The 13,039-nt window shown below is 61.2% G+C and carries 11 protein-coding genes and 1 pseudogene; 3 read left to right on the top strand and 9 right to left on the bottom strand.

Annotated elements, in window-relative coordinates:
• Window positions 1–53 precede the first annotated feature (53 nt).
• Window positions 54–572 (top strand): sigma-70 family RNA polymerase sigma factor, encoded by a 519-nt coding sequence (locus tag JFU58_RS28575; protein WP_063029981.1) that lies wholly within the window; start codon window positions 54–56, stop codon window positions 570–572.
• Window positions 569–1,504, top strand: coding sequence for a FecR domain-containing protein (locus JFU58_RS28570; protein WP_201142908.1), 936 nt, complete (start codon window positions 569–571; stop codon window positions 1,502–1,504). The genes JFU58_RS28575 and JFU58_RS28570 overlap by 4 nt, the downstream gene beginning before the upstream one ends.
• A gap of 360 nt (window positions 1,505–1,864) precedes the next feature.
• Here the strand turns inward: JFU58_RS28570 and JFU58_RS28565 are convergent, their stop codons facing one another.
• The 4 genes from JFU58_RS28565 to JFU58_RS28550 form a co-directional block, all read right to left on the bottom strand.
• Entirely contained in the window at window positions 1,865–2,863 is a 999-nt protein-coding gene (locus JFU58_RS28565; RefSeq protein WP_201142907.1) for an IS110 family transposase, read from the bottom strand.
• A 697-nt stretch (window positions 2,864–3,560) separates the two neighbouring features.
• On the bottom strand, window positions 3,561–4,274 hold the full coding sequence (locus JFU58_RS28560; protein ID WP_063029985.1) for an ABC transporter ATP-binding protein: 714 nt from the start codon (window positions 4,272–4,274) through the stop codon (window positions 3,561–3,563).
• A 2-nt stretch (window positions 4,275–4,276) separates the two neighbouring features.
• The gene (locus tag JFU58_RS28555) at window positions 4,277–5,110 is read right to left on the bottom strand and encodes an ABC transporter permease (protein WP_177071487.1); all 834 of its coding nucleotides are present in this window, start codon (window positions 5,108–5,110) and stop codon (window positions 4,277–4,279) included.
• 10 nt (window positions 5,111–5,120) lie between these two features.
• A complete protein-coding gene (locus JFU58_RS28550; RefSeq protein ID WP_201142906.1) occupies window positions 5,121–6,092 on the bottom strand; it encodes an aliphatic sulfonate ABC transporter substrate-binding protein in 972 nt (323 codons plus the stop codon).
• Window positions 6,093–6,504: 412 nt separating this feature from the next.
• Between JFU58_RS28550 and JFU58_RS28545 the strand changes: the two genes are divergently transcribed.
• A complete protein-coding gene (locus JFU58_RS28545; protein ID WP_003217010.1) occupies window positions 6,505–6,720 on the top strand; it encodes a TOBE domain-containing protein in 216 nt (71 codons plus the stop codon).
• A 135-nt stretch (window positions 6,721–6,855) separates the two neighbouring features.
• Here JFU58_RS28545 and JFU58_RS28540 read toward each other — a convergent pair whose 3' ends face one another.
• The 5 genes and pseudogenes from JFU58_RS28540 to JFU58_RS28520 form a co-directional block, all read right to left on the bottom strand.
• Complete coding sequence (locus tag JFU58_RS28540) at window positions 6,856–10,203, bottom strand: hypothetical protein (RefSeq protein WP_201142905.1); 3,348 nt, start codon at window positions 10,201–10,203, stop codon at window positions 6,856–6,858.
• 94 nt (window positions 10,204–10,297) lie between these two features.
• Window positions 10,298–11,346: pseudogene (locus JFU58_RS28535) on the bottom strand (MalY/PatB family protein).
• 158 nt (window positions 11,347–11,504) lie between these two features.
• Entirely contained in the window at window positions 11,505–12,128 is a 624-nt protein-coding gene (locus JFU58_RS28530; RefSeq protein WP_177027383.1) for an FMN-dependent NADH-azoreductase, read from the bottom strand.
• Window positions 12,125–12,565, bottom strand: coding sequence for a GNAT family N-acetyltransferase (locus tag JFU58_RS28525; protein ID WP_201142904.1), 441 nt, complete (start codon window positions 12,563–12,565; stop codon window positions 12,125–12,127). Before JFU58_RS28525 ends, JFU58_RS28530 begins: the two co-directional genes overlap by 4 nt.
• Window positions 12,558–13,034, bottom strand: coding sequence for a carboxymuconolactone decarboxylase family protein (locus JFU58_RS28520; RefSeq protein ID WP_201142903.1), 477 nt, complete (start codon window positions 13,032–13,034; stop codon window positions 12,558–12,560). The genes JFU58_RS28525 and JFU58_RS28520 overlap by 8 nt, the downstream gene beginning before the upstream one ends.
• Window positions 13,035–13,039: the final 5 nt, after the last annotated feature.

Below are 13,039 nucleotides of genomic sequence, written 5' to 3'. Positions count from 1 at the left end.
TAAATAGAATGAATCTCATTTGAGACTGACTCGCGCCGCGCAGGTTACTTGCCATGAATGATGCTGTATTGCCGACGCACCGCGCTGAACCGACGCTTCACACTTTGTACCGCGACCACCGCAGCTGGCTGGAAAGCTGGTTGCGGCGCCGTCTGGGCAACGCCTGGGATGCCGCAGACCTGAGCCAGGACACGTTCCTGCGGGTGCTGGCCAGCGCCCAGCCGATTGCGCAATTGCAGGAACCCCGGGCCTATCTGGTGACCGTGGGCAAGCGCTTGCTGGTGAATTTTCACCAGCGGCGCAGCTTGGAGCAGGCGTATCTCGATGCGTTGATGCAGTTGCCGGAGGCTTGCGTGCCGTCGCCGGAGCAGCGCTGGCTGCTGTTGGAAACCCTGCAAGCCCTGGATGAGCTGCTCGACGGTTTGCCACCGGTGGTGCGTCGCGCGTTTCTCTGGAGCCAGCTGGAAGGGCTGGGCTACCGCGAGATCGCCGAGCGGCTCAAGGTGTCCGAGCGTACGGTCAAGCGCTACATGGCCCAGGCCTATGAGCATTGCCTGCTGGTGGAACTGTGAGCCGTACTGCACCGGATCTGGCTCGTGCGGCGGCGCACTGGCTGGCGTTGCTGGAATCCGGTACCGCCACCGAGCGTGATCATGCCGGCCTGCAGCAGTGGCGTGACAGCCATCCTCAACACGAACAGATCTGGCAAAAAGCCCAGTTACTGCGCCAGCGTTTTACCGACTTGCCTCCAGCATTGGCCATGGCCAGCCTCGATCGCCCGCAACCGGGGCGGCGTGCGGTGCTCAAGCGTGCGTTGGGCGTGGCGGCGTTGGTGCCGGCTGCGTGGTTGCTTAGCCGGCAATTGCCGATCGATGCATGGCGCGCCGACTTGCACACCGCCACCGGCGAACGTAAGCGGGTGACGCTGGCGGATGGCAGCAGCCTGCAACTCAATACCGCGAGTGCGGTGGATGTGGATGCGGCCCGGCGCCGTGTGACGCTGGTGGAAGGGGAGATGGCGTTGACGGTGCCGGGGGCTGGCGCGCTGACGGTGCAGACGCGTTATGGCCAGGTGATCGTCAGCCAGGCTGAGGTGTGTGTGCGGCAGCTGTCATCCGGGTGTTTGGTGTCGGTGCTCAAGGGCGTAGTGCAGGTGCAGGACCTGCGTGGGCAGATGGCGACATTGCACGGTGGGCAGCAGGCTCGATTGCAGGCGTCGGGGATGGGTGCTGCGGTGGGGTTTGATGCGTTGCAATTGGGTTGGCGCGACGGTGTGCTGACTGCGCAGAACCAGCTGTTGGGTGATTTTTTGCGGGAGTTGGAGCGGTATCGGCCAGGGGTGATGCGTTGGGACTCGAGCCTGGAGACGTTGCGGGTGACTGGGAGCTTTCAGTTGGCGGATACGGATCGCATTCTTGCGTTGCTGGCGTCGACGATGGCGCTGGAGGTGCAGTTTCGTACGCGGTATTGGGTGACGCTGGTGCCGCGCAAGACGGTTGTTTGATGCGGTCTGTGTAGGACTCTGTTGCGTTGCGCTGCGTACATATCCGTTGCTGCGGTAACGGCGACTTAGGGTTCCGCTCTTACAGCGGGTCACTTTTGGCAAACGCCCCAAAAGTAACCAAAAGGTCTTTGCCCCACCACTCGGTGCCTCGCCTAGGCTCGGCATGCCCGCACTCCGGCTCGGCTCCGCGGGCCGCCGCGACGGGCCATCCATGGCCCGGCGCGGCTAAATCGGCATCCTTGCCGATTTACCCGCTCCACCGTGCCTGCTTGCGGCCATCGTGGTTAACGGGGCCCGCAGATCAAAATCAAAAGCAGATCAAGATCAAAGGCACGCAGCCTCGCTGGCGCTCGACAGCTGCTACGGGCGGGGGTGGCGCTGTTTTTTTGTGGGAGATTCTATGGTTGGGGGAAGCCCCAAAACCGCTTTCGACTGGTATTCGCTTAGGTTTTTCATGAGGGAGAACGCGATACGCGCCAGCTTGCGAGCGATGATAACCAAGGCCTGAGTCGTTTTCAGGCCTCTGCCCAGATAGCCTTCATAGAGCGGTTTCCAAGCGTTTGACTTGATACCTGCTGACGCCGCGTTATGCAGCAATCGACGGATCTCCGAGTCTCCTTTTTTGCTCAGTGAGCGACGTCCGCTCATTTGCCCCGAGTCAGATACTCTCAAGTCCATTCCCAGGAACGCGATATAGGCATCGGCACTTTCAAACTCGCCTCGTTGAAACGCCATCGTGAGCGCCACCGCAGTGAGAAAACCAATCCCCTCAACAGCTTGGCAGCGTTTGATCTGATGCAAGAGGCCCGCCTCAGTGACGGCATCTAATATCCGTTTTTCAATAAGCCGTTCATGTCTCGCAAGGCAGGCTGAGACATTTTTTGATGAGGCCTTAAGGAGTGGCTCACCTGCCCAGCTTTGGCTAAGGCCAACCCGCATTTTCACCAACGCTGCCCGTCGGCGAAGCAAGCTTTGAAGCTTGGTATAGATCTTCGGCGGCGGGTTCCAGGCACGTAAATCAGCCTGTTCATTTTTCAAATAACGGGCCAGTAAACGCGCATCGCTGGCGTCTGTTTTCGCCCGCCCACCCGTGCTTTTGCGGTAGTGATTAAGGCGGTAGCCATCAATCACATAAACCTTATGGCCCATCCCGTGAGCCAAATTGACCGTATCCAGGTGATAGATATTGGTCGCCTCAATCGCGATGGCACTGTCCACGGGTAGAGATTTGAGCCACGCCCTCAGCTCGGTTTTGTTGTTGGGCACAATCTTCAATTCGTCTGTTTCAATGTGACAGACCACGACTTCAGCCTTAGCAACATCCACGCCGATGATTGATTGCAAGACAGTCATTGCCATGAAAAACGCTCCGGGTTAGGGTTTATGGGCTTGTTGGGGCTTCACCGTTGCGCTGGCTTGCTTCTATCGTCGGTCATGGCCGATGCATTCCTTATCGGCGCTTTGGTGAAGGGGTGGGGCGAAGTCTCCCACGGTCTGTACTGGCTAGAGTCAGATGCTGGCTTTTAGTCCCACCACCCCTACAAGTCTAACCATACAAGCTGGCTTGCCTGCGATGCAGACAACTCGGTGCATCAGGTACACCCAGTTGATGCCATCGCAGGCAAGCCAGCTCCCACATTTGACCGTGCCCGCTTTAGCTTTTGATTTGGCTTTTGCTTCACCACACTCAAGCCGGCCGGTAGGCCGCTGTGCTGTTGATCTGCTTTTGATCTTGATCTTGATCTTAGGCGCCCCGTTAAACCACGCTGGCCGAACGCAGGCTTTGGAGCGTGGGTAACCCGGCAGGACGCCGGGTTAGCCGCGCTGGGCCAAGGATGGCCCATCGCGGCGGCCCACGGTCCAAAGCCGGAGTGAGGGCACACCGAGCCTAAGCGAGGTGCCGAGTGGTGGGGCAAGAGCGTTTTGCTTACTTTTGCGCTTTTCAAAAGTGAGCCGCTGTAAGAGCGGAACCATAAGCGGCCGTTACCTAAATAACGGATATGCCCCCCAGCCTAACTCGCCCCCAACACAAATACAGGGGGGATCACTGCATCGGTCAGATCACATGCGCCCGCTGCAGCTCAGTCAGCGCCAGTGCCTTGAGCCGCGCCAACAGCGGATCCCGCCGATCCCGCGGATGCACCAGCTCCACCGCCAGCTCCTGGCGAATGCTGCTGGGCCGGTTATCCATCACCAACACCCGGTCACTCAGGTACAGCGCTTCGTCCACATCGTGAGTCACCAGCAGCAAGGCGATCCCATGGTGCTCAGCCAACTGCAGCAACAGGTCCTGCAGCTTCATGCGGGTAAACGCATCCACCGCGCTGAACGGCTCGTCCAGCAGCAATACCTGCGGTCTCGAATACAGCCCGCGAGCGATCGCCACCCGTTGCGCCATCCCGCCCGACAACGCCTTGGGCAACGCCCGGCCAAACCCCGTCAGCCCCACCTCATCAATCAACTGCGCGACCCAGGCCTTGTCATAGCCATCGTCATCGCTGAAGCCGATGTTTTGCTCCACCGTCAGCCACGGCATCAGACGCGGCTCCTGGAAGACAAATGCAACCTCACCACCGCCTTGCAGCAGTTCCCCCTGATAGTCCTTTTCCAGCCCGGCGACGATCCGCAGCAACGTGCTTTTGCCACAGCCGCTGGGCCCCAGCAAGCTCACCGCTTCCCGGGGTTGCAGGGCCAAGTGGACGTTGGTCAGTACCGTGGTGGCGCCGAAGTTCTTACGCTCGACGCGAATATCCAGTAGCGCTTCACTCATGCTCAATGCTCCGGGCCTTGGCCGTTGAAGGTATCGCGCCAGGCCAGGCAGCGTTTTTCCAGGGCGGCCAACAGGCCGTCGCTGATCTTGCCCAGCAGCGCCAACACGATGATCGCCGCCAGCACAATGTCGGGCCGTGAGGTTTCCCGGCCATCGCTGAGCAGGTAACCCAGGCCCTTGGTGGCGGCGATCAACTCGGCCGCCACCAGGAACATCCACGCCAGGCTCAGGCCGCTGCGCAAGCCGGTGAACAAACCGGGCAGGGCGGCGGGCAACAGGATGCGACGCACCAGGCGCGTACGGCTGAAGCCATACATCTGCCCGACTTCCACCAGCTTGCGGTCGATGTCGCGTATCGCTGCAACGCCATTGAGGTACACCGGGAAGAACGCGCCGATGGCAATCAACACGATCTTCGAGGTCTCATCAATGCCCAGCCATAGCAGCAACAGCGGCACCCAGGCCAGGCTCGGGATCGAGCGCAGGCCGGCGAAGGTCGGCTCCAGATACGCCTCGGCCTCGCGGCTCAAGCCGACCCAGGCGGCAAACACCAGCGCCAGGCTGGCACCAATGGCGAACCCCAGCAGCACTCGTAACAGGCTGGCGCTGATGTGTTTCCACAGCGCGCCTTCGGCGAGGTCGGTGAGGGTCACGGCGATCTCGCTGGGGGCCGGCATCTGGTAGGACGGCAGCCAGCCGATGCGCACCACCACTTCAAGGATCACCAGGATCAACACCGGCAACGCCAGGCCCTTGAGCCGCCGCGGCCAGGCGCTGCGCTGCACGGTGAGCGTTGGCGCGAGTGCGACGGGCAGGGTTTCGCTTTTGCTGCTCATGACGCTCCCCTTATGGACGAGGCAAGGCCTGGCCGAAGCTTGGGTCGATCAACTGGTCGATCACCTGATCCACATTCACACCACGGCGCACCAGTTCTTCCGACACCAGGATCGGCGCGGCGGCCTTGGATGACACCACGTCCTGTGCGGTCAGCAACGGGCTGCTCAAGTCGGTGCGCGACAGTTGCAGCTTGGCCACGTCGAGGGGCAGGCCGGACTCGTCGGCCAGCAGCTTGGCGAATTCGTCAGGGTGCTTGACCGCCCAGTTGCGAGCTTTTTCATAGGCGCCGAGCACCTTGGCGATGGTCTGTGGGTGCTCCTTAGCGTATTTGTCGGTCACGCTGACCACGCCGTAGCTGTTGAAGTCCTTGTTGCGGTACAGCAGGCGGGAGCCCGCCTGGATTTCGCTGGCGGCCATGTGCGGGTCGAGACCGGCCCAGGCGTCCACATCACCTTTCTCCAGGGCGATACGGCCGTCCGGGTGTTGCAGGTGCACCAGCTCCACATCGTCCTTGCTCAGGCCAGCTTTCTGCAGGCTACGCAGGGTGAACAGGTACGGGTCAGTGCCTTTGGTGGCGGCGATTTTCTTGCCCTTGAGGTCGGTGACGCTCTTGAACGTTGAGTCCTTGCGCACCACCAGTGCGGTCCATTCAGCGCGGCTGTAGACGTACACCGACTTGATCGGGCTGCCATTGGCCCGGCTCAATACTGCTGACAGGCTGGCGGACGAGGCGAAGTCGACGCCGCCGCTGTTGAGGTATTCCAGCGAGCGATTGCTGCCTTGACTCAACACCCAGCCGACCTTGGTTTGCGGCAGCGCTTCTTCAAGCCAGCCGAAGTGTTTGAGCACCAGGCTCACCGGGGAGTAATAGGCGTAATCCAGGTTGACTTGCGCAGGGTCAGTTTCCGCTGCATGGGCCAGGGGTTGCAGGCTGAGGGCCAGGGCGCAGGCGCCCAACAGGGTGTTGACGAAGGGTTTCATGGAACAGCTCCGGACAAGGCGGGAAAGAGAAGGCTTTTCTTATATTCAGAAAATTCATATGGCATGTTCCATCATGCGTTATAGGAATATGCAGTCTCTGTGCCAGCGTCTTTCGTGCCGCCGGGCAATACCCCACGTAGCAGCTGTCGAGCCCAAGCGAGGCTGCGTCAGCGGTCTGTCTGACACACCGCGAACGCAGCCTCGCTTGGGCTCGACAGCTGCTACGTGGGGAGTGGTTGGGAGTGGGGAGGTGGGCACTTTGTTGAATCACTGTTGGCTGTGCAACAGCTTGCATATGTTTTTATGGAATAAATAAAGAGTTATATATTCCTTTTGTTGGTTTCACGAATAGGGCACTTTGAGTGCCTGCGCATTCGTGCGGATTGACCCAACAGACCAAAGGAAAGCCGACATGACCATTAAAGCGATCAACGTGCGCAACCAGTTCAAAGGCGTGATCAAGGAAATCCTGATCGGCGAAGTGGTGTCCGAGATCGACGTGCAAACCGCGTCGGGGATCGTGACGTCGGTGATTACCACCCGCTCGGTGCGTGACCTGGAATTGAAGGTGGGCAGTGAAGTGATTGCCTTTGTGAAGTCGACTGAAGTGTCGATCGCCAAGCTGTAAACCCGAGTCCAGTTGTGAACCCAATCCAAATGTGGGAGCTGGCTTGCCTGCGATGACTGAGTGTCAGTCGACCTATTTGTCGGCTGATACACCGCTATCGCAGGCAAGCCAGCTCCCACACTGATTTGTGTAGATTTAGTTGAGCCGAGGCCCGCCTCCTGATGGCCGTGACCCCGGCTTCTCATCCGAAGCATCCGGCAGTGCCTTGGGCGTTTCACTCGGGTCCTTGTAGTCCTTGTGCAAATCCCCATCCAGCCGGTTGCTCGACGAGCCGCCACTTTGGGGTGTCGAGTCGAAATGCTCCCACTCCGATTGCTGGAAGCGGAACAGGCTGTCATCGGTCGGCGTGTCGCGGCCGTGGTAGTGGTGAATTTCGTAGTGGGCGTATTCGACCTTGTCCGCCCAGTTGTCCTGCAACAAGCCGTCGCCGGCCAGGTCGCGGTACCAGTCGTTTTCCTTCTCGGTGGCCTTCTGTTTTTTGTTGTGGTCGACGAAGTAGCCGATGATTCCGCCCACCACCGCCAACACCACGCCCACAAGGAACAGCGGCCCGGTCAGCGCCGCCGCCGTGCCTGCGCCAAACAGCGCCGCCGCACCCAATACCCCGGCCGACGCGCCGAACGCACCGCCCGCCACTTGCAAGCCACCTGCGGCCTGAGCCAAGGGATCTTTGCTGTCCACGCCGCTTTTGATCGCCAGGGCGCCGAGCACAATGTCGGCAAAACCACCGGCAATGTCCGTCGCCGGGCCCAGCACCTTGATCACGGAACCGGCGATTTTCGCCGATTGGGAGGCGCCAAGCTTGGCCGCACCGGCGGCCTTGAGGCCGTCATCCAGGTGAGTGGCGAGGCCTTCGGTGGCTTCGGTCACGGCTTTATCACCTTCGCCAAACAGCTTGGCGACGCCGTCGTACTGGCTGTCGGGAACTGCGTCCAGGGCGGCGGCGATTTCCTTGCTGACCTTTGAGTCGATCTCGGTCGGCTTGCTGAAGTCGATGACTTTGCCGGCCGCACCTTCCTTGCCCCAGATTTCCGGCAGGGTCTTGTCCAGGCCGAGGAAGTCCACCAGGCCGCCTTTGCCCAGGGCTTCGCCGATCTTGTCACCGAGCTTGACGAAGTGGCTCGCGCCGCCGGCAAAACTCAGGAAGTCCTTGGCGATGGTCATGCGTTGGGCCGGTGTTTCGCCGAGCTTGCCGCCTTTGCCCACCAGTTGGTAAATCCCCGAGAACAGGCTGACGCCGGCGCCCATCGAACCGAGGATGCCTTTGCTGTTGAGGGTGTTGAACACCTCGCCGAGCATGCCGCGATCCGCCACCGGGATATACGGTTTGCTCAGGGCGGTTTTCACGTCGGCTTCGCTGATGGTGCCGCTGTTCTTGTAGACGTCGCCGAGCTCTTCCAGGGCCTTGGTCACGGCCGAGGATTTCTCCTTGCCCTCCAGGCCCTCGTTGAGGAATTTCTCCAGCACTTCCTGGCTGCGACGCGGCAGGTCCAGCAGGTTGCCCTTGAGCACGCCCTTGAGCAGGCCGAACAGGTCCTTGGTGGCCAGTTCCTTGTTCTCGTCGGAGATCTTGCTCGGGTCCGAGAGGATCTCGTTGAGGTCGGTGGTCAGCCCGTCGGCCTGGATATTCTGCGCGGCCTTGGTAGCGGCTTCCGGGTCGAACAGCGACAGCGAGGTGAGGGTGTTGCTCAGGTCTTGCTGGGCTTCGTGGCTCTTGCCCTGTTTTTGCAGGTCCTTGAGGTACAGCACGTAGTCCGGGTTGCTGGTCAGGTCGAGGAGCTTCTGCTTGATCTCGTCCTTGTTGGGCAGGTGACTGATGGCGTCGTCCATTTTGGTCTTGTAGTCGGCCTGCACGGTCGGGTCTTTGAACAGTTCGCCAATCTGCTCCTGCACCGCCTTGCCGTCGATGATGTCGTGCATGTCGGCGGAGGTGAGTTCGGTCTGCTTGTCATCGAACTCGCGCCAGGTGGTGTTGAACGGGCGCTTGGATTCTTCGTAGCCGGTGATGCCATGGCCGTTCTGGTAGGCGGCCTGGGCTTCCAGGGCGCGGACCAGTTTGGCTCGCGGGTCGTCCTTGGGAATCGAGCCGTCCTTGACGCCGGCGCGGTAGGTGTCGATCAGTTCAGTGGTGGCCAGTTCGCTGACGCTTTGGGTCGGCGATTTGTCGTCGTCCTTGTCGGCATGCACGCCGGTGTCGAGGTTGAGCACGTCCAGCTCATCGTTGCTCGGCAGGTTGTACTTGGCGCGGGTTTCGTCGACGGTGCCGGCGCTCCAGGCTTCCCATTTCGCCACCACTTCGTCGTAGAGCTGCGGGCTGAGCTCCTTGGAGACGATGACCTTGCCTTCGCTGGTTTCATAGCGGATCAGGCCGTCGCCCAGCTCGTCGGGGGAGCCGAAGGTGATGTCGGTGTTTTTCAGGAAATCATTCGGCCCGGCCAGCTTGTAGCCGGCGTCTTCACTGCTGTGGATCTTGCTCCAGGTGTCCTGGGCGGTGGCCACGCTCTTGAACAGTTCCGGGCTGACATCGGCCGACACCACCACCTTGGTGCCGTCGTGGGTTTCATAGGTCAGCACGTTGCCTTGCTGGCCTTCGATCCAGCCGAAGCCCTTGTAGTCATTCAGTTCCGGCACCTTGGTATTGGCATCCGCCAGGGTCGAGCCGTCGTTGAGCGCGGACTCTACGGCGGCCTTTTTGTCGGGGTTGGTGTAGACCTCGTGCAGGCCTGCCAGGTAGTCGAACAACTTGGGGTTGTCGTCCCGGGCCACGACCATTTTCTGGCCATTGCTTTCAAAGCGGATCAGGCCGGGGCCGACTTCATCCTTGGGACCCACGGTGGTGCCGGCGTAGGGCGGCCACACTTCGTTGTCGCTGGCGCGTTTGTAGCCGGCATCTTCGCTGTTGGTAAGGCCTGTGAAGCTCTCGTAGGCTTCCTTGGCTTTCTGGAAGGCCTCGGGGTTGTCTCGCTGGCTGATGACAAACTTCTTGCCGTCCTGGGTTTCATAGCGAATCACACCGGGGCCGGTTTCGTCGGGCGGCCCGAGGGATTTGTAGTCACCGAGTTTTTCCGGGGCCGTGGCATCGCTGCCCAGTCGCTCGTAGCCGGCGGCTTCGCTGGCGTTGACGCCGGACAGGGCCTTGAAGTCGGCGCTGACTTGCTTGAACAGGTCGGGGCTGTCTTTTTCGCTGACAATGACCTTCTTGCCATCCTGGGTTTCATAACGGATCAGGCCGGGGCCGACTTCATCAGCCGGACCGATGGCCTTGTAGTCACCCAGGCTCGCCGGCGGTGCGGCGTCCTTGGCGGCCAGTTCATAGCCTTGTTCCTTGCTGGCTGCGAGCCCTTGCGCGGTTTTGTCGCCGGCCTCGACCTTCTTGTTGTTGGCGCTGTTCTTGAGCAGCACGTGGAACGCCGCGCCGGACTTGGGCGGTGTGAGAGGAAGGGCTTTGGGGTCGGTCGAGCGGTTGAGCGGCTGGGTCGTCATGCCATGGAACTCCTGCTGTTACCGGTGGGACGAATCGGCAAAAACAGTAACAGCAGGGGTTCGGCGGTCGTTGCGAAAAGTTGTGAATTGCGCCTTAACGGTGACGCAGGCTGCGTTCCAGGCGGGCAATGCCTTCTTCCAGCATGGCCCTCGGGCAGCCGAAGTTCAGGCGCACGAACTGCTGGCTGTCATCGCCGAATTCGATCCCCGCGCTCAAGCCGACCTTGGCCTGCTCAAGGAAGAACCGTTGCGGGTCGTCCAGGCCCAGGGCGCTGCAATCCAGCCACGCCAGATAAGTGCCTTGGGGCGCATGCATCACTACGCCAGGCAGGCGGGTTTGCACGGCGTTCAGCAGGTAATCACGGTTGGCTTGCAGGTAGGCCACCAGCGCTTGCAGCCAGTCGCCGCAGTCGCTGTAGGCCGCACGGGTGGCTTCCAGGCCCAGGGGGCTGACGCTGTCGACCATGCCGCAACGGGCGTGATTGAAGCGTTCGCGAATCTCGGGGTTCTGGACCACCGCAAAGCAGGTCTTCAACCCGGCGACGTTGTACGCCTTGCTCGCCGACATCAGGGTGATGGTGCGCTGGGCGATTTCCGGGCTGAGGCTGGCGGTGGGGATGTGGCGGCGGCCGTCAAAACACAGCTCGGCGTGGATTTCATCGGAGACGATCAGCGCGCCCTGGTCCAGGCAGGCGGTGGCCACGGCCAGCAGTTCTTCACGGGGAAGACCTTGCCCATCGGGTTATGCGGGTTGCTCAACAGCAACGCACCGGCGCCTTTGAGTGCCTCACGCATCGCTGGCAACGGCGTGAGGTACTCGCCTTCGGCGCTCAACTCAAACGGCACTTCGATCTTCGGCAGGTTCCAGTGGCCAGGTGCCAGGCGAATCGGGCGGTAGTTGGGGGTTTGCAACACCACCGGTTGCCCAGGCTGCACAAACGCGTGCAACGCCATGTTGAAACCAGGCTCGACACCCGGCAAAAACAGCAGCTCATCCGGCTGTACGCGCCAGGCGTACTTGGCCCACAAATCGGCGACGATCGCCTCACGCACGCCATCGCAGGCCACGCTGTAGCCGAGGATCTGCTGACCCAGTCGCTCGTGCAACGCTTGAAGCACGGCCGGTGGCGCGGCGATGTCCATGTCGGCAATCCACATCGGCAGAACGTCTTGCGGGTAACGACTCCACTTGGTGCTGCCGGTGCCGAGGCGGGAGTGGATCATGTCGAAGTCAAAGCTCATGGGTGGCTCGTGTCAGGGAGGCGGGCGTGGAAATGGCGCTGATTCTAGCGCCATTAATTTTACGCGCCAGAGCTGATTGCCGCTTGGGCTCCCGCTTGCCGGTAAAAAGCCCCGGACAACTGCTGTTGGGCCTGTTCCACGCTACGTTGCACGGCGGCTTCGCCACGGACCATGGCGCCCAGATAGGCGAACTCGACCGTGCGTATACCCACGGTGCCGAGGATTGCCTGCAGGTAGGGCGTAAGGAAGTCGGGTTCACGGTTTTTTCGCGAACTTCCGGAACTGACCAGCACAAAGGTTGGCCGGTCCTGGAGCAAGGCGACTTTTTCAAACTGCGAGTTGACGGTGAAGCTGCGATGGATACGCACCACATGATCGATCCAGCACTTAAGCGCTGCCGGCACCGTGAAGTTGTGCACCGGGGTGCAGATAATCAGCAGGTCACAAGCCTCGAGCTCGACGATCAGTTGCTCGGACAGCGCCGTTGCCGCGCCACTGAGCCCGCCGGGCGTGGTCAGTGCGTTGGCGTATTCCCGGGTCAACGGTGGCAGGGCCTGGCCGCCGTAGTCGCGCTCGACCACTTCGGCCTCGGGCGCCTGTTCACGGAGCAGGGCGCGGGCCAGGCGGAAGGTCTGGGCCGCCTTGCCGTGGGGGCTGAAACTCAGCAGCAGGGCGCGGGTCATTGGTTCAGATCCTGGGAAAAGTGCATCCCCAGCGGCAGCAGGCCCTGGCGGAAATAGAAGCGCTGGGCCAGGGCCATGTGCATGCCGGTGTCCAGCACCAGATAGCGATAACCCAGGCGGCGGGTGTGCTGGCGTACCTGATCCAGCAGCCGTTCGCCCAGGCGTCGGCGTTGCAGGGACGCGTCCACTACCAGGTCATCGACGTAGATGAAGCGGCCATACAGCAGGTTTTCCGTCAGGCGGTAACCGGCCAGGCCCAGCACCTGGCCGTTTTCCCGGGCGGCCAGCAGGCGGTAACCGTTTTCCCGCTGGCGCTGGATCTGCTGGGCAAAGGCGTGCGGGTCTTCCAGTTTTGGCCGCAGTTGCTGCATGACGGCAAAACAGGCCAGGCAGTCGGCGTCGCTTTCGATGTGCACAAACTCAACAGCGTCATTCATGGTTACCGTGCTCAATGTGCGCTTTTACGGCGGCAGGAACTTTGCGAAAGCTGATGGCGACGCGGTTCAGGGCGTTCATCAGGGCGATAGCCAGGGTCAGGTCGGCAATTTCCTTGTCGTCGAAGAGGGCCTTGGCCTCGGCATAGTGTTCGTCCGGCACCTCGGTGTGTGCGACCTGGGTGACCGACTCGGCCCACGCTAACGCAGCACATTCACGCGGAGTGAACAACGGCAAGGCTTCGCGCCATGCAGCCAGCAGCATCAGCTTTTCCAGGCTCACGCCCTGTTTGAGCAGGTCGCGGGAATGAGAGTCCAGGCAGTAGGCGCAACCGTTGAGTTGGGAAACCCGCAGGTACACCAGGTCAATCAACTCCTTCTCCAGGCCGCAGCCGTGGATGTAGCTGTGCACCGAGCCAAGGGCCTTGTAGCCGGCGGGCGCTGCCTGGGCGTAGTCGAGACGGTGTTGCATGCTGT

Source organism: Pseudomonas sp. TH34 (assembly GCF_016650865.1).
GTDB lineage: Bacteria > Pseudomonadota > Gammaproteobacteria > Pseudomonadales > Pseudomonadaceae > Aquipseudomonas > Aquipseudomonas yamanorum.
Note: the sequence above shows the minus strand (reverse complement) of the source record. Positions and strands in the feature narration are given on the sequence as shown.